This window comes from Rhodococcus sp. 14-2483-1-2 (assembly GCF_002259405.1).
Taxonomy (GTDB): domain Bacteria; phylum Actinomycetota; class Actinomycetes; order Mycobacteriales; family Mycobacteriaceae; genus Rhodococcoides.
The window spans coordinates 852,034-869,030 of sequence record NZ_NPFW01000022.1; the positions used below are offsets into that span (position 1 = coordinate 852,034).

Below are 16,997 nucleotides of genomic sequence, written 5' to 3' on the forward strand. Positions count from 1 at the left end.
CGCAGCGTAACCCCATGCCAGGCTTCTGTGCCGACGACGCTGGGTGTGGCACGGTATGGGCATGACACAGAGATCGAGTCAGGCAGCCGCACTGCGCCTCGCGGGACTGCTGGCCGGAGCGGGAGTTCTGCACTTCGCCACGCCGAAGTTCTTCGATGCCCAGGTACCGACGGCCCTGCCCGGCTCGGCGCGGACCTACACGCAGGTCTCGGGCGTCGCCGAACTCGCCGTGGCCGCAACGCTTGCCGCACCGCGGACCCGTCGACTGGGCGGTGCACTCGCAGCGGCCCTGTTCGTCGTGGTCTTCCCCGCCAACATCAACCTGGCGTGGAAGTACGTGCAGAGCCCCAAGACCTCGCCGGCTCTCAAAGCAGCGATGCTCGCCCGACTTCCGCTGCAGATCCCACTGGTCACCGAGGCTCTGAAGGCTCGCCGGAACGCACCGTAGCCCCCGGCCGCTCGGACCCGGCCGGCCCCTCGAGCAGCTGGGCCAATTCCGTTGCGTCCGGCAGGTTCTCGGGCGAGATGGTGTGACCGCTGCGCACGTAGTGGAACGCTGCGCGCACTCGATCGAGCGGAACCGGTTCGGTGCGCCCGATCGACATCAGCTCGGCCCACGCCAGCCGGTAGGCCGCAAGCTGCATCGCCACCGCCCGCCGCTCCGACGCCGTCGGCTCTGCGCCCGTCTTCCAGTCGACGACGGTCCAACCGCCGTCCGGGTCAGCGAAGACTGCGTCGATGCGCCCGCGCAGTACTGTTCCCGCCACGGAGGTCTCGAACGGCACTTCCACTTCGACGGGGCTGCGGAGCGACCAGTCCGATTCGAGAAACGCCTGCTGGAGGGTTTCGAGGTCCACGTCGGCCGAGGCCCCGGTGTCGGCCGAGCCCGGCAATTCGTCGAGGTCGAGCAGTCGGGTCGCGCCGAACCGCCGCTCGATCCAGGCGTGAAACGCGGTTCCTCTACGCGCCAACGGGTTCGGCGGGAACGGGAGCGGCCGCCGCAGGCGCGACGCCAACGCATCGGGGTCCGCCGCGAGGTCGACCAGCTGCGTCACCGACAGGTTGCCGGGAAGAGCGACGTCGACTCCCGCGACCGATCTCGCGGCCCGCTCGGCCAGCAGAGTATCGACGTCCGCGGCCCAGTTCTCGGGGTCGTCCTGGGTTCGATCCTGGTCGCCGTCACGCTCTTCGCTCGGTGTGGCCGAGACATCTGCCAGCGCGCGCAGTACCTCCTGCGCACCGCTCTCGATTGCTCCGCGTCTGGGACCGAGTGGATCGCGTGGCCAGGACGCGGTGTGCGGTACCGCCCCGAGCGGGTTCGACGCCCCGTCGTCCGGGGCCGGGGCCCACTGCTCGATCACTGCTGTGTCGGCGAATTGCTCGATGTGCGTGTGCAACTCGTCGAGAAATTCCGATGGCCCACGCGGCTTCGTGGCGGTCTCGTCCCAGTGATGCGCAGATACCAGCAGCACCCGTTCGGTTCGGGTGAGTGCCACGTAGAACAGTCGGCGATCCTCGGCGAGTCGACGCCTCGCCAGCGCATCCTTGTGACCCTTGACGGCGTCCTCGAGGTCCTTGCGGTTGTGCAGCCGGTCGAGTTCGAGAACCGGAACCCCTTCCGAGCCTTCGCCGTCGAGTGCGCGGTCACCGCGCAACGACGGCGGCAGCTCGGCCATCGCCCCGAGCCAGGTCGAGGATGCGTTCGAGGACGGGAACACGCCCTTCGCCACGTGCGGGACCGCCACCAACTCCCATTCGAGGCCTTTCGCAGAATGGACGGTGAGCACCTGCACGCGATGGGGGGCGACATCGACCTCTCCGGGGGCGAGGCCGTCCTCGACCGTCTCCGCAGCGGCGAGGAACGACAGGAATCCGGTGACCGTGGCGGACGGATTGTCGGCGTAATCGGCCACCACATGGGCGAATTCGTCGAGATGTTCACGACCGACCGCACCGTCGGTGCTGATCGGTGTGCGGGCCTGAGCTTCGACACCGATGCCCATGATCCGTTCGATGTCGCCGACCAATTCCGTCAGCGGCTGACCGATTCGATCGCGCAGTAGGTGCAGCTCGCCTGCCAGGGCGACGATCCGGCGATGCCCCACCTCCGAGTACCGCTCGGCCGGACCGGGATCGGCTATCGCGTCGGCCAGGCCGGCCTGCTCCGACTGCTCGCCGGGCAGGGCGCTACCGAGCGCCGCATCGAGTGCCTCCGGGTCGTCGACGCGCCCCGCGGTGCCGTAACCGCCGCGGATCTCGAGTTCTCGGGCCCGCTGCGAGAGTGCCCGCAGATCCGTCGGCCCGATCTGCCACCGAGAGCCGGTGAGGATGCGCATCGCCGAGCTACCGGCAGTGGGGTCGGCCACCAGCCGCAGCATCGCGATGATGTCGGCCACCTCGGGAACGTGCAGCAATCCACCGAGCCCGACGACCTCCACCGGCAACCCGCGGCTGCGCAGCACCTCCGCGATCGGCTCGGCATCGGCGTTGCGGCGCACCAGAACCGCGGCGGTGGGCGGGGTGCGATCCTGCTCCAGGGCAGCGCGGTACTCCCCCGCGATCCGGTCGGCGATCCACTCTCGTTCGTCAAGAACGGTGTCGGTGACGGCCAGTCGTACATCGCCGGGAACCGCACCCGGCCGGGCCCGCAAGGTCGGCACCGGCACACCGACGCGGCGCAGTGGGTCGGTGATCAGGTTGGCCAGCGTCAAGGCCTCGGGCGGATTTCGCCAGCTGGTGAGCAGCTCGAGTCGAGGTGCCGGACTTCCGTCGGCCTTCGGAAAATCGGTGGCGAACCGAGGCAGATTTGCTGCCGATGCGCCGCGCCACCCGTAGATCGACTGCATCGGGTCGCCGACGGCGGTCAGGGCCAACTGCGGGTCGCTGCCGGAACCGAACAGAGACGACAACAGGACGCGTTGGGCATGCCCGGTGTCCTGGTACTCGTCGAGCAACACGAGCCGGAAGCGTTGCCGTTCGGCGATTCCCACCTCGGCATGCTCGGCAGCGACCCGCGCCGCCATCGACATCTGCGAGCCGAAATCCAGTGCGCCCTCGCGCCGCAGTGTCTGCGCCAGCCGTTCCACCAACGGCAACAACCCGATTCGTTGATGTTGCGCGTCGAGGATGTTCAGCAATTCCTTGGTGGGGCCGCCGCGTTGTCGCGGCCCCGGCCCGAGAGTGTGCACCAATTTCTCCAGCTCCACGTGCGCGTGGCGCAGATCCTCGGGATCGACCAGATGCTCGGCCAACTGACCGGAGAGTGCCAGTACGGCCTCGGTCACCGACGTGGGGTTGCGGTCGGTGTCGAGGTCGCCGTCCCAGGTACTGACGACACGGTGGGCCAGCTGCCACAGTTCGGTTTCCGAGAGCAGTGTCGCGGACGGTTCGATCGGCAACAACAAACCGTGCTCGGTGAGCAGTCGACCTGCATAGGAGTGATAGGTACTCACTTCCGGCTCGGCACCGAGGATTCGCTCGCGCAGTGCCAGGCTGGGGTCGAGTGCGCGCACCAGGTCGGATCCGGCCAGCCGAGCCAGCCGAGCTCTGATCCGAGAGGTCAACTGCTGTGCCGCTTTTCGGGTGAAGGTCAGACCCAGAACCTGATCCGGGTCGACGAAACCGTTGGCCACCATCCACACCACGCGGGCAGCCATGGTCTCGGTCTTGCCGGCACCTGCCCCCGCGACGACGAGTGTCGGGCCGGGCGGCGCTGCGATCACCGCGGCTTGTTCGTCGGTCGGTGGATGCTTCTGCCCGAGCGCCCGGGCGAGCTCGACCGGCGACACCCGCACCGAACCGGTCCGTGTCTTCGTCGATGACGTCACTGCTCGGTCACCTGTCTACCCGTCTCGTGTGCCGGGCAACTGGATTTGACCGGGCAGTGCCTGCAGCCGTCGTTGATCCGCGCCTCGAACGTGGGTCCCTGTGTTGCCGATGCGGCCTGGTGCACGGTGTCTCGCCACTCCTCGAGTTTCTCCGGTGTCGGCACTTCCTGGACACGCTGCGTGGCCCCGTCCTTGTTGTGGGGCTTGGCGACGAACACCAGCCGCGCTCCGCCCGGCTCGCCCGCAGGCTCGCCCTCGATGGCACCGGCTGCCGCGGCGACCTGGTAGGTGGCCAGCTGATGGTGGCCCTGGGCATCCTCCTTGGACATGACGGTCTTGGCCGTCTTGACGTCGATGATCACCGGTCGGCCGTCGGGATCGTGCTCGAGCCGATCGATGCGACCGCGCAACGCCACCGCCGGCTCGTCCTCCGAGCGAGCCTCGAGTATGCCGTCGACGCGCACTTCGACTCCGGCCTCGGTGAGCTCGCCTCGACTGCCCTGCAACCACGTCTCGAACGTCTCGAGCATCGCCCCGGTTCGGTCGAGCTCGTGCCGTGAGTACCACTGCGATCCGAGATCCACTGCATCCCATGCTGTTTCGAGAGCGCGACGGAGTTGCTCCGAAGGTATCCGACCGGCCACCGCCTGGACGAGAGTGTGCACGAGCGTGCCGGTGACCGCATGGGTGTTGGTGCCGTCGTTGCCGCCGTGACGTTCGAGCATCCACCGGAGCGGACAGGTGGTGAGTTGTTCCACCGTCGACGGGGACAGCGGCACCGGGCCGTCGCCGAGCTGCCACAGCGGCGCGTCGGTGCTCGGCCCTGCCACCCCGAACCACTCGTCGGGATGCGCGCCGCGGACACCGGCCGCGGCGAGTGTGGCCAGATGCCGCGCCGCTCGGGCTCGCTTGTCCGGATCCTGCTCGGCGACAACGGGATCGCACACCACACTCCGGAGTTCGGCCACCAGCATGGGCAACGCCAACACTCGGTGTGCAGGCTCCGGCCCGGGCAGCTCGAGTGCCGGATCCGACTCGCCTCCGCCGTCGATGCCGCGTAGTTCGTCCACGAATCGAGACCGGACCAGGTCGGCATCTCCGGTACTGGAATCGACGGCCGTGACGAGCAAGATCGATCGAGCGCGACTGCACGCCACCAGAAACAGCGTGCGCTCCTCGGCCAGCAGCGGTGCCGACTTCGACAGTCGCCCGTCGAGCGCCGCAGCCGCATCGACCTTGCCGGATACGAGGTCGACCAGGGTGTCGGTGCCCAGGAGGCTGCCACGCGACCGCAGGCCGGGCCACAGCCCTTCCTGCACCCCGGCAACCGCGACGAGCTCCCATTCCCGACCCGCAGCAGAATGCGCACTCAGCAGCGTCACCGCGTCGGCCCGGACCGTGGGGCGGTGTGAATTCAGAGTGGGAATCTCTTGCTGCGCAATGTAATCGAGGAATCCACCGATCTGAGCCCGCGGCAACCTGTCGACATATGCTGCCGCCGCGTCGAACAGCGCCACCACCGCATCCAGGTCGCGGTCGGCCTGAGTACCTGCCGAGCCACCCCAGGCGGACGCGGTGGACCAACGCCGCTCGAGCCCCGAGGCCTGCCACGCCGCCCACAACACGTCCTCGACACCGCGGCCCGCGCGGGCGAGCGCTCGTGCCTTCCGGATCACACCCAGGGCTCTGCGCAACGGGGCGGACTCCACATCCGAGAGTCCGCCGGTCCACCCGGCGCTCCCCCGCGCGTCGTCGGTGAGGACGACTCTGAGCAGCTCGGCCGAGTCGCGCTCGCCGCCCGATGCGAGTTCGAGCCTGCGCACGCCCCGGCGCAATCGTCGCAGACCCACCGGATCGGCTCCGCCGATCGGCCCGGAGAGCAACGCCAGTGCATCTTCACCGTCGAAGCTCGGGTCGGAGATCGCCCGCAGTACCAGCAGGAGACCCACGGCCCCGTGCTGGCGGTGCAGCGGTAGCTCCGAGGTCGGGGTGATCATCGGCACCCCTGCGCCGTGCAGAGCCCGACGCAACGGCGCGAGGGTGCGCGGCACGGAACGCACCACGATCGCCATCTCGGACCATGGCATGCCGTCGATCAGGTGGGCACGACGCATGGCGTCGGCGATGATCGCCGCTTCCTTCGCGGGCGAGGACACGACGTGCACTCGCGCTGTCGGTTCACCGAAGCGGGCGGTGCCCACCGGTTCCGGACAGCGGTGCCGACCGAGCCCGGGCAGCCGTCCGGCGATGATGTCGGTCAGCTCCGCGACCTCGGGCACGGACCGGTGATTGCGAGTGAGCACGACGCGGCGCGGCGAGTCCACCTCGACCAGGTCGGCCACGAAGGCGGGATCAGCACCCCGGAAAGTGAACACGGATTGATCGGGATCTCCGGCGACGACGGTGGATTCGGTATCGGTGCCGATCAGCCGAACCAGCTGTGCCGCTTGCGGATCGAGGTGCTGCGCGTCGTCGACGACGAGGTGCCGGATGCGGGCGCGTTCGCTGCGCAGCAGTTCGGGATCGGTGGCGAACGCCATCAGCGCGGCACCGATCAGCTCGGCGGCGTCCAGACCCGGTGCCGTCGCTCCTGCCGCTTCCACTCCGACGGCACCGCGCAACAACATGGCCTGCTCGTATCCGGCAGCGAATCTCCCGACGGCAACCCACTCGGGCCTGCCGTGTTTGCGACCGAGTTTGACGAGGTCTTCCGGACCGATCCCGCGTTCGGCGGACCTGAGCATCATGTCTCGCACCGCCGTGACGAATCCCGCGGTGCCCAGTGCCGGACGCAGCCGCTCCGGCCAGTCGCCTGCCCCGTCCTCGAGATCGCCGCGCAGCATCTCGCGCACCACGGCGTCCTGCTCGGCACCGGTCAGCAATCGCGGTGGCGGATTGCCGTACAGGGAGGCCTGCAGCCGCAGCACCGCGAAGGCGTAGGAGTGCACGGTGCGTACCAACGGCTCACGAGTCGCCCGCAGTGCGTGATCGCCGCTGAAGAGACCCGAGGTGATGACCTCGCGCACCGCGGTTGCCGCCCGTTTGGACTGCGTGAGCACCAGAACCGACTCCGGATCACCGGTGACGATGCGCGAGACGGCGTAGTCCGCGACGAGCGAGGTCTTACCCGTGCCGGGGCCACCCAGGATCTGCCACGGATTCCATCGTGGAGCGCCTTTCGCGGCTTCTGCTGCCGAGTCGGGTATCGACGACAGCAGCCGAGCTGCCGAGCCGGTCCACTCACGTGCCGGGCGAGCGACCTTGGGTGCACGGACGAGAGTCACCGTCGCGCCGTGTCTGCCGTCCGAGCTCATGACACAGATGCAATCACGAGCCACCGACAGACCGGACCACGGCAGTCGTCGATACCCGTCGGACCGGAGTCGCGGCCGTCCGTACGGCATAGTGGTCGGCGTGCCCGAGTTGAATCTGCATACGTTCGGACCCGCAGACGGTCCCGAAATCCTCGCCGTTCACGGTGTGACCGGCCATGGTGCCCGCTGGTGGGACCTCGCCGACAATCACCTCCCCGAAGCCAGGATTCTGGCTCCGGATCTCATCGGCCACGGGCATTCCCCGTCCACTCCGCCCTGGGACATCGACGCGCAGGTCACTGCTCTGAAATCCGTGCTCGACGCCCATGCACGTGGCCCGGTCGTGGTCCTCGGACATTCGTACGGCGGCGCGCTGGCCGTACATCTCGCGCAGCGATTCCCCGAAGCGGTACGTGCCCTGGTTCTGCTCGATCCCGCGATCGCGTTGCCGCCGGAGGAATTGCTCGAGGTGGCCGAAGCGACCGCGAAATCCCCCGACTACACCGACGCCGACGAGGCGCGCTCGGAGAAGATCCACGGGGCGTGGGCGGATGTACCGACCGAATTGCTCGACCGCGAGGTCGCCGATCACCTGGTCCCCGCCGACGGCGGCAAGGTCGCATGGCGAATGTCGATTCCGGCGATCGTCGCGACATGGGGCGAGCTCGCACGTCCGATCGTGGTCCCCGCCGAGTCCGTCCCGACCATCGTGGTGCGGGCCATGCGCGTCCAACCTCCCTATGTCACAGAGGAATTTCTCTCGGCGCTGCGAGATCGACTGGGCGATAACCTGCGTACCGTCGAACTCGACTGCGATCACATGGTCGGCCAGGCCAAGCCGGTCGAGGTGGCCGAGCTGGTGCGATCCGTGCTCTAGATGGCCCCGATCACCGAAGACCAGGTCGAGCGAGTTCGCGCGTTGGTCGCGTCCATTCCCTCGGGATTCGTCGCCACGTACGGAGACATCGCGGCCGCTGCCGACCTGTCGAGCCCTCGCATCGTCGGATGGATCATGCGCACCGATTCCGCCGACCTGCCCTGGCATCGAGTCCTCGGCGCAAGCGGAAGACCCGCCCCGCACCTGGCCTCGAGGCAGCTCGAGACTCTGCGCAGCGAAGGCGTGCAGATTCACGACGGGCGGGTGCCAGTGAGCTCGATTCGATTCGACTTCGGGGCGCTCCCACCGTCACCTGCACCGACCACTAATCTCGGAGAATGAACATCAGGGACGCACTCGAGCAGTTCGATCCACGCCCCACGGCGAAGTTCGCGCTGTCGAAGGCGAGCACCTTCGTCGCCTCCGCCGGTCTCGTCGTCGACGAGGTCTCGGGTACCAGAGTGGCGGGGCACATCGATTTGACGGACGAGCACTTCACGCCGTGGGGCGTCGTCCACGGCGGCGTCTACACCACTGCCGTCGAGAGCGCCGCCAGCATCGGTGCCAGCGAAGCGGTCAAGGATCGTGGCGAGTTCGCGGTCGGCGTACACAACGGCACCGACTTTCTGCGCGCCAGCAAAGGCGGCCGCGTCGACGTTGTCGCGGAACCGTTGCAGCAAGGCAGAATTCAGCAACTGTGGCTGGTGACGATCACCGCCTCGGACAGCGGAAAAGTCATTGCACGCGGGCAGGTTCGCCTGCAGAACGTGCCGCTGCCGACATGACAGAGCTCGCACCGTGACACAGCCGGTCTGCGACGCGATCGTCCTCGCCGGCGGCCGAGGATCCAGGATGGCAGATCCCGAGCACCCCACTGCGCCGCAGGAGGTCGACAAGCCTGCCATGACCGTCGGTGGTCGTCGCATGGTCGACATTGCCGTGGACGCCGTATCGGTCTGCCGCAGAACGGTTCTCGTGGGCCCGACCCGTACCGGAGTACCCGAGTACGTGGTGCAGACTCGGGAGTCCCCCGCGGGCGGTGGGCCCGTCGCCGCTCTCGCCGCGGGACTGCGATCACTCGACGACCGTGCAGATCCGGAGGGCACTGCAGATCTGGTGGTGGTCATCGCGTCGGACATCCCGTTTCTCGACGCCCAGGCGGTCGTTTCGTTGATCGATTCGATGCAGAACACGCAGGCCGACGCCGTCTTCGCGCGCGACGATGCGGGTCGCACGCAGTTCCTGCTGGGAGTCTGGCGGTATGCCGCGTTGCGTTCCGCTGTGGCACAGCTGGATTCGGTGGATGGCGCGCCCATGCGCACCATCCTTCCGGCCGATCATCTGGTGATCGCAGTCTCCGGTGTCGAGGACTGCGACACCCGCGCCGATCTTCTCGCCGCCCGCCTGGCCGCACGGCCGTCGGAGACACTCGAGCTCGGCGACGCACTCCACCGCATTCGGAGCCGGATCCCCGCCCTGCCGATCAGGCGAATTCCCCTGCAGGACAGCGCCGGAACCGTCCTCGCGGAACCCCTCGTATCCCAGACCGCGTTGCCCGCAGTCGACATCTCCGCGATGGACGGGTACGCGGTCTGCGGCACCGAACCATGGACGCTCAGGTCCGACATCGCGTACGCCGGTAGCGCCGACATCGCCAGACTCACCGAAGGAACGGCCGTGCGCATCGCGACCGGCGCTGCGCTTCCGCCCGGAGCGACGTCGGTGGTTCGCGACGAACACATGACCCGCGAGTCCGACCATTCGGCTCGGCGGATTCCGACGGCACCGCAATCCGACGACACGCGTCGGCGCGGCGAGGACTGGCTGCCCGGGACCGAACTCGTCGCAGCATTCACCCCGATCGATGCGGCCGTAAGGTCACTCGCCGCCAGTGCCGAGGTGTTCGAGGTGGCGGTGCGCGGTCCGGTACGCGGACGAGTAATCATCAGCGGCAACGAGATTCGATCCACCGGACCACTCGCTCCCGGCCAGACCAGGGACGTTCTCGGGTCGGTGTTGCCGGAGTACCTTGCACACTGCGGCATCACCGTCGTCGATGTGACGCTGCTCGACGACTCTGCGACGGGGTTTCGAGACGTGCTGACCCGAACCCAGGACGTGGACGTGATCGTCGTCGTCGGGGCAACCGGAGGCGGGGCGGCCGATCAGCTCCGCGCGACCCTCGCCGGCATCGATGCCGAAACCGTCGTCGGACGAATGCGCATGCGTCCCGGCGGTTCTCAGATCACCGCGGCACTGCCCGACGGCACGGTCGTGCTCGGCCTACCGGGGAACCCGCTGGCGGCCGTCGGTACCGCGATGCTCACCGCGCCCGCCATCGTCGATGCCCTGACCGGGAGAACGGTGGGCCCATCGCGGATCGGCCTGTTGTCCAACGCCGCCGAGGTTCGGTCCGCGACTCCCCGCATCGTCCCGGTCACCGCGGACGGCACGCGGTGGCGAGCAGATACCCAGGTCCGCACGGCGCACCTGGGTCACCTCGTCGGCCGCGACGCACTGGCTGTGATTCCTGCCGAGGTCAGCGCCGACGAGCCGGTGACAATTCTTCCGCTGCCGCACCGCTAGATCCACCGAGAGAGCGAACACCCTCGCGATACCGAGCGACAACGAGATCGACGATCGCGGCATGCACTCCGAGCGGTTCACCGACGCCGTCGGCCCCGGCGTCACCCAAACGAGTGTGAAAGAGCCCGCGCGCCAACAGATACGACGCCACGAACACACGTGTGTGCCCGGCTTCGCGCAGAGTCGACACCGCGTCGGACACGGTGGGAGTACTGGTGGCGACGTACCCGATCCGTACCGGGACCCGAGCGACGTCGGCCAGCATCGCTGCCGCGCGCCGGTGTTCTTCCAACGCACGGGCGTCGGAAGATCCTGCGGCAGCGAGCACGATGCAGTCACCCGCCTGCCATCCTGCATCGCGCAATCGGTCCAGCATGACCTCGGCCAGCACCCGGTCGGGTCCGAGAGCGCGGGTGACCGCCACCGACGTGTGGGCGCTGTCGGCGATCTCTCGCGGCACATCGGTGTGGACGTGGTAACCCGACGCAAGGAAAGCGGGAACCACCACCGCCGACTCGGGGGTGTCACGCAGCACCTCGGCCGGGGACGGCCCGAGTACGTCGACGAATGCCACGCGCGTGGTACCGATCTGCGTCGACACGGCATCGGCGAGTGCGGCGATCATCTCGACACCACGAGGGTTCCGGGTGCCGTGTGCAACCAACACCAAAGTCGGTGTCATCAGTACTTTCCCCCTTCTACGACGGCCGCACGTGCGTGCACGGCAGGCTCGTCGGGATCGCAGTCCGTTTCGGTCTCTATGTGATCGAGTGCGATGCGATAGCCACGCTTGACCACGGTCTGGATCGCTTTCGGCGCGCCGAGCGATGACCTGAGTCTGGTCATCGCGGTTTCCACCGCATGGGTGTCGCCGCCTCCGCCCGGCAGCGAGGCCAACAGGTCCTCACGGGAGACGACGCGTCCGGGATTGCGGGCCAATGTCTTCATCAGTGCCATGCCTGCCGGGGACACCGGTCGAACTTCACCGTCGACCACCACGCACTTACCGCGGACGCTGACGACGTGCCCGCCGGCATGCAGCCGGCCGGTTCGCCTCGGCAGTTCCTCGGCGATGTGCCGCGCGAGTGCCCCCAGACGCGCCCGTGCGGGCTGCGTGGTGGCCACGTTCAGTTGCTCGAGGGGCGCGGCCGTGACCGGTCCGACGCACACCGGCAGCACCCTCGATCGCATGGATTGCAGCAGAGGTTCGAGCACGCCGTTCTCGTCGGCGCGCATCAGCATCGACGCCACCGCCGGTGCCGAGGTGAAGCTGAGGGCGTCGAGATCGCCGACGACGACGGCTTCGATCATGCGGTCCATCGGGCTCTGGTCGTCGGGCGCGGTCCAGCGGTACACCGGCACCGGAACCACTTCGGCTCCTGCGCAGCGCAACACCTCGCAGAAGTCGGGAACAGGCTCCCATTCGGTGGTCGCGCCGTGCAGCTGCACGGCGACGCGTTTGCCCTCCACCCCTTCGGCGAGCAGATGTTCGAGTACCTCCGCCGAGGACTCCGAGGCGGGCGACCATTCCTCGCGCAGATCGGCCGCTCGGATGGCACCTTTCGCCTTAGGTCCGCGAGCCAGCAGGCGCGACGCGCCGAGTGCGCGCCCCAGTTCTTCTGCCCGACCCCACCCGTCTGCTGCCTCGATCCAGCCGCGAAATCCGATTCCTGTTGTGGCGACGGTGATCTCGGGGGGATTCTCGATGACGGCGGCGGTGACGCGTTCGAGTTCGGCGTCGTCGGCCAGTGGGATGATGCGAATTGCGGGGGCATGCATCACGGTGGCCCCGCGCCGCTCGAGCAGAGTCGCGAACTCCTCCGCCCGACGCGACGCGGTGATCCCGACGGTGAACCCGGCCAGAGGCGTTGCTGCCCCGGCGATTTCGCTCACGTAGAACCGCCGCGCACGAGCACGACGCCCTCGACGCAGGAGACCTCGAACGATCCGAGGGTGACCTCCGGGTCATCGAGGCAGCGCCCGTCGGCCAGGGAGAAGACCTGCTTGAGCAGCGGCGATGCAACGGTGGGTTCGCCCCCACGGTCTCCCACCAGTCCGCGTGACATCACTGCTGCACGTCCGTACGGATCGATGTTGCCCACCGCGAACAGTCGTCCGTCGTCGAGCAGAAACAGCGCTGCCTGGGTGCCGCCTCGCAGGAGCACCGCCACTCCGCGCCCTGGAATCAGCGCGTCGAGTGTGCAGGCCGGGGTCCAATCACGAGCGATGCCGTTCGGTACCGCTGTTGGTGACTTCACTGTTGATGAATCGATGACAGTCATGGCGCACCTCCTGATCAGCTATTCCACGTTGCTTGTGTTTCTGACCCGTTAAGTCGCGATTACTCGTCTGTGCACATGCACTCAGTTTCGTGACCTGCCGGTTGTCAGCTCCCGCGTCGGCTCACGCGCCGATACGTGGCATTCCCATGAGCACGGGTACCTTGCGCGCCCCGGACTCGTCGAACGCGATGGTGGGGTCGGCCTCGTCCGGGGCATTGACGAAGGAGACGAATCGACCGAGCTTCTCGTCGTCTTCGAGCACGCCTGCCCACTCGTCCTTGTATCCGGCGACGTGGCGTCCCATGTCGGCCTCGAGCTCCGCACCGATCCCGAGGCTGTCCTCGCACACGACGGCTCTGAGGTGATCGAGTCCCCCGTCGAGCGATTCGAGCCACGGTGCCGTGCGCTGCAGCCGGTCGGCAGTGCGCACGTAGAACATGAGGTAGCGGTCGATGTAGCTGACCAGGGTGGCATCGTCGAGGTTGGAGGCCAGCAATTGAGCGTGCTTGGGTGACTGACCGCCGTTGCCGGCCACGTACAGGTTCCAGCCGCCCTCCGTCGCGATGATTCCGACGTCCTTGCCGCGGGCCTCGGCGCATTCTCGTGCGCAGCCCGAGACTCCGAACTTGATCTTGTGCGGCGACCGCAGACCTCGGTAGCGGTTCTCGAGATCGACCGCCATCCCCACCGAATCCTGGACGCCGTAACGGCACCAACTCGATCCGACGCAGCTCTTGACCGTCCGTAGCGACTTTCCGTAGGCCTGGCCCGATTCCATACCCGCGTCCACGAGGCGCTTCCAGATCGCCGGTAGCTGCTCGACGCGGGCACCGAACATGTCGATGCGCTGACCTCCGGTCACCTTGGTGTACAGCCCGAAATCGCGGGCGACCTCACCGATGACGATCAGTTGCTCGGGCGTGCACTCGCCGCCGGGCATCCGGGGTACAACCGAGTACGTGCCGTTCTTCTGGATGTTGGCCAGGAAGTGGTCGTTGGTGTCCTGCAGCGACGCCTGCTCGCCGTCGAGAATGTGATCCGAGGAGGTCGACGCGAGGATCGACGCGACGACGGGCTTGCAGATGTCGCACCCCGTTCCCGCACCGTACTTGGCGATCAGCGAGGAGAAGGTGCGGGTGTTCGTGGCCCGCACGATCTCGAACAGCTCGGCCCTGGACTGAGAGAAGTGCTCGCACAACGACTTCGAGAGGACAACACCGGACGCGGCGAGCAGCGACTTGATCGAGGGCAGGCATCCGCCACAGGTGGTGCCCGCGGTGGTGCAGCTCTTCACGGCCGCCAGATCGCAGGCCCCGTCGGCGATCGCCGAGCAGATGGCACCCTTGCTCACGCCGTTGCAGGAACAGATCTCGGCGTCGTCGGGAAGTGCACCGATCCCGACCTGTTCGGCCGCCGGTGAGATCAGGGCTCCCGGGTCGCCGGGCAACTCGCGCCCGACGAGCGGACGCAGCAGCGAGTACGCGGAAGCATCGCCGACGAGGATGCCGCCCAGGAGGGTCTTCGCGTCGTCGGTCACGACGAGCTTGGCGTACGTGCCCTTGGGCGCATCGCTGAACACCACCTCGAGCGCACCAGGAGTAGCAGCCATCGCGTCGCCGAAACTGGCGACGTCGACACCCATCAGCTTGAGCTTGGTGGACATGTCTGCACCCGGGAATTGTGCTGCGCCGCCGAGCAATCGGTCGGCCACGACCTCCGCCGTCGAATATCCGGGAGCGACCAGCCCGTAGCACCGACCCTCGACGGCGGCACACTCGCCGATCGCGTAGACGGCAGGGTCGGAGGTACTGCAACCGATGTCGACCATGATGCCGCCGCGCTCACCGACCTCGAGGCCACTCTCGCGTGCCAGCCGATCCTGGGGACGCACACCGGCGGAGAACACCAGCAACGCGGCGTCGATGGTGCTGCCGTCGCTCAGCTCGACCGTCAGGCCGGCGCTGTCGTTCTCGGAGATCGACGACGTGCCCACTCCCACATGTACGTTCAGCCCGAGTTCGGTGACGAGGCGGGCCAACAGCGCACCGCCGCCCTCGTCCACCTGCAGCGGCATCAATCGTGGAGCGAACTCGATGACGTGCGGGGTCATGCCCATCTTCTTCAGCGCGTTCGCCGCTTCGAGCCCGAGCAGACCACCGCCGACCACCACACCGACGGCTCCCGGTCCCGCAGCGTCGGCGCGGGCACGGATCTTGTCCAGGTCGTCGAGGGTGCGGTAGACGAAGCACGCGGGCAGGTCGTGTCCGGTGATCGGCGGCACGAACGGGTAGGAACCGGTGGCGAGGACAAGAGCGTCGTACTCGACCGCGTCTCCCGCCGAGGTCACGACGGTGCGGTGGTCACGGTCGATGCGATCGGCACGTACTCCGGTGCGCATCTCGACGAGTGTGTCGCCGGGATAATCGTTCCCCGCCAGAGCGAGTTCCTTGTGGTCCCAGGCACCGACGTAGGACGACAGTCCCACCCTGTCGTACGCCGCCAGTGCCTCCTCGCACAGGACCGTGACCTTCCACTCGGCCGCCTCGTCGCGCGCACGCAACGCTTCGACGAATCGGTGTCCGACCATCCCGTGACCTACCACTACCGCGTTCTTCATTGCGGGTCCTTCCGATCTACGTTGCCGTGCAGGGCGTTTCGTCATTGCCGGTGATGGATCCTCAGACGGCTACCGGTGCGTCGGCGTCGGCGGAATTCGTCTTGCGCAGGTAGATCGCCCAGGTGACGATCGCGCAGACGATGTAGAAGCCGAGGAAGACCCAGAATGCCGTGGTCGCGGACTTCGCGGTACCCGAGTACGACGCCCGCAGCACCAGGTTGATTCCGACGCCGCCGAGAGCGCCGATCGCACCGGCGATACCGATGAGGGCACCGGACATCTTGCGCGACCAGTGCTGTTGCTCGTCGACCGTCATGCCCTGAAGCTGAGCAGATTTCGCAGCGAAGATGGCGGGGATCATCTTGTAGACCGATCCGTTTCCGAGGCCCGAGAGCAGGAAGAGGGCGATGAATCCGACGACGAAGAGCACCATCACGGTTCCGCTGGCCGCCCCGGGAGTCGAATCGTCCCAGGTGCTGGCCGCGACCAGAATTCCGGTGGCGAACGTCATGGCCACGAACGTGTACAGGGTGATCTTGCCGCCGCCGATCTTGTCGGCGAGCTTGCCGCCGAACGGCCGCGACAACGACCCGAGCAACGGTCCGATGAAGGCGATCTGAGCGGCCTGCAGCGATGCCTGCGCCTGCAGAGCGGGAGTTGCGGGTGCCCCGTCGGTGAGTCCGGCGAGGAAGTTGATCTGCAGTACCTGCCCGAACGCGAAGCTGAAGCCGATGAACGATCCGAACGTGCCGATGTACAGGAAGGCGATCCACCACGAGTCCGAGAACTTCAACACGTCGATCATGGAGCGCCCGTTGGTCTTCTGGTTGTCCAGGTTGTCCATGTACAGCGCGGCACCGACGGCGGCCAGCGCGATGAAGACGAGATAGACGGCGCACACGATCTCGGGGGCGGTGTTACCGATGGTGGCGATGACCAGCAAGCCGATGAGCTGGATGACGGGCACACCGATGTTGCCGCCGCCCGCGTTCAAGCCGAGAGCCCATCCCTTCTCGCGCTGCGGATAGAACGCATTGATGTTCGTCATCGAGGACGCGAAGTTACCGCCGCCGAGTCCGGCGAACGCCGCAACGATGATGTACGTGGTGTACGACGCCGGGTTGAGCATGAAATACATCGTCAGCACGGTGGGGATCAGCAGCACCAGAGCACTGAAAATGGTCCAGTTACGCCCACCGAACTTCGCCGTGGCGAAGGTGTACGGAATCCGCAGGATCGCGCCGACGAGTGTGGGGACGGCCACGAGGAAGAACTTGCCCGCAGCGTCGATGCCGTAGACCGACAACGGCATGAACAGCACCATGACCGACCAGATCGACCAGATCGAGAATCCGACGTGCTCGGCGATGACCGACCAGATCAGATTGCGCTTGGCGATCTGCTTGCCGCCGGCCTCCCATGCCTCGACGTCCTCGGAATTCCAGTGCGCGATGTGATGATTGACGGAGACGGGAACCGTTCCGGGCGGAACGG

The 16,997-nt window shown here is 67.3% G+C and carries 12 protein-coding genes; 5 read left to right on the top strand and 7 right to left on the bottom strand.

Going from position 1 to position 16,997, the window contains the following annotated elements; genetic code table 11:
* Positions 1-61: 61 nt before the first annotated feature.
* Positions 62-448 carry a DoxX family protein gene (locus CH295_RS25025; RefSeq protein ID WP_037190232.1) on the top strand — a complete coding sequence of 129 codons (387 nt, stop codon included), beginning with the start codon at positions 62-64 and terminating at the stop codon, positions 446-448.
* Here the strand turns inward: CH295_RS25025 and CH295_RS25030 are convergent.
* On the bottom strand, positions 411-3,827 hold the full coding sequence (locus CH295_RS25030; protein ID WP_094742133.1) for an ATP-dependent helicase: 3,417 nt from the start codon (positions 3,825-3,827) through the stop codon (positions 411-413). The genes CH295_RS25025 and CH295_RS25030 overlap by 38 nt on opposite strands.
* The gene (locus CH295_RS25035) at positions 3,824-7,141 is read right to left on the bottom strand and encodes an ATP-dependent helicase (RefSeq protein ID WP_094742238.1); all 3,318 of its coding nucleotides are present in this window, start codon (positions 7,139-7,141) and stop codon (positions 3,824-3,826) included. The genes CH295_RS25030 and CH295_RS25035 overlap by 4 nt, the downstream gene beginning before the upstream one ends.
* A gap of 100 nt (positions 7,142-7,241) precedes the next feature.
* Between CH295_RS25035 and CH295_RS25040 the strand changes: the two genes are divergently transcribed.
* The 4 genes from CH295_RS25040 to CH295_RS25055 are packed head-to-tail and all read left to right on the top strand — an operon-like array spanning position 7,242 to position 10,604.
* Positions 7,242-8,018 (top strand): alpha/beta hydrolase, encoded by a 777-nt coding sequence (locus CH295_RS25040; protein WP_037190235.1) that lies wholly within the window; start codon positions 7,242-7,244, stop codon positions 8,016-8,018.
* Positions 8,019-8,360 (top strand): MGMT family protein, encoded by a 342-nt coding sequence (locus CH295_RS25045; RefSeq protein ID WP_094634148.1) that lies wholly within the window; start codon positions 8,019-8,021, stop codon positions 8,358-8,360. It begins immediately after the preceding gene.
* Positions 8,357-8,803 carry a PaaI family thioesterase gene (locus CH295_RS25050; protein ID WP_037189865.1) on the top strand — a complete coding sequence of 149 codons (447 nt, stop codon included), beginning with the start codon at positions 8,357-8,359 and terminating at the stop codon, positions 8,801-8,803. Before CH295_RS25045 ends, CH295_RS25050 begins: the two co-directional genes overlap by 4 nt.
* Positions 8,804-8,816: 13 nt before the next feature.
* Positions 8,817-10,604, top strand: coding sequence for an NTP transferase domain-containing protein (locus CH295_RS25055; RefSeq protein WP_094742134.1), 1,788 nt, complete (start codon positions 8,817-8,819; stop codon positions 10,602-10,604).
* Here CH295_RS25055 and CH295_RS25060 read toward each other — a convergent pair.
* The 5 genes from CH295_RS25060 to CH295_RS25080 form a co-directional block, all read right to left on the bottom strand.
* Positions 10,558-11,286 carry a sirohydrochlorin chelatase gene (locus CH295_RS25060; RefSeq protein WP_094742135.1) on the bottom strand — a complete coding sequence of 243 codons (729 nt, stop codon included), beginning with the start codon at positions 11,284-11,286 and terminating at the stop codon, positions 10,558-10,560. The genes CH295_RS25055 and CH295_RS25060 overlap by 47 nt on opposite strands.
* Entirely contained in the window at positions 11,286-12,497 is a 1,212-nt protein-coding gene (locus CH295_RS25065) for a uroporphyrinogen-III synthase (RefSeq protein WP_094742136.1), read from the bottom strand. Before CH295_RS25065 ends, CH295_RS25060 begins: the two co-directional genes overlap by 1 nt.
* Positions 12,494-12,886: a nitrite reductase small subunit NirD gene (nirD, locus tag CH295_RS25070; protein ID WP_037189868.1), complete on the bottom strand. Its 393-nt coding sequence runs from the start codon at positions 12,884-12,886 to the stop codon at positions 12,494-12,496. Before nirD ends, CH295_RS25065 begins: the two co-directional genes overlap by 4 nt.
* Before the next feature lie 121 nt (positions 12,887-13,007).
* Positions 13,008-15,503: a nitrite reductase large subunit NirB gene (gene nirB / locus CH295_RS25075; RefSeq protein ID WP_094742137.1), complete on the bottom strand. Its 2,496-nt coding sequence runs from the start codon at positions 15,501-15,503 to the stop codon at positions 13,008-13,010.
* Between the two features lie 61 nt (positions 15,504-15,564).
* Positions 15,565-16,956, bottom strand: coding sequence for a nitrate/nitrite transporter (locus CH295_RS25080; RefSeq protein WP_094742239.1), 1,392 nt, complete (start codon positions 16,954-16,956; stop codon positions 15,565-15,567).
* Between the last annotated feature and the right edge of the window lie 41 nt (positions 16,957-16,997).

Bases quoted from the DNA above. Each gene is read 5' to 3' on its own strand.
- CH295_RS25025 (WP_037190232.1), top strand. From the start codon at position 62: ATGACACAGAGATCGAGTCAGGCAGCCGCACTGCGCCTCGCGGGACTG.
- nirB (WP_094742137.1), bottom strand. From the start codon at position 15,503: ATGAAGAACGCGGTAGTGGTAGGTCACGGGATGGTCGGACACCGATTC.
- CH295_RS25060 (WP_094742135.1), bottom strand. From the start codon at position 11,286: ATGACACCGACTTTGGTGTTGGTTGCACACGGCACCCGGAACCCTCGT.
- CH295_RS25050 (WP_037189865.1), top strand. From the start codon at position 8,357: ATGAACATCAGGGACGCACTCGAGCAGTTCGATCCACGCCCCACGGCG.
- CH295_RS25045 (WP_094634148.1), top strand. From the start codon at position 8,019: ATGGCCCCGATCACCGAAGACCAGGTCGAGCGAGTTCGCGCGTTGGTC.
- nirD (WP_037189868.1), bottom strand. From the start codon at position 12,886: ATGACTGTCATCGATTCATCAACAGTGAAGTCACCAACAGCGGTACCG.
- CH295_RS25035 (WP_094742238.1), bottom strand. From the start codon at position 7,141: ATGAGCTCGGACGGCAGACACGGCGCGACGGTGACTCTCGTCCGTGCA.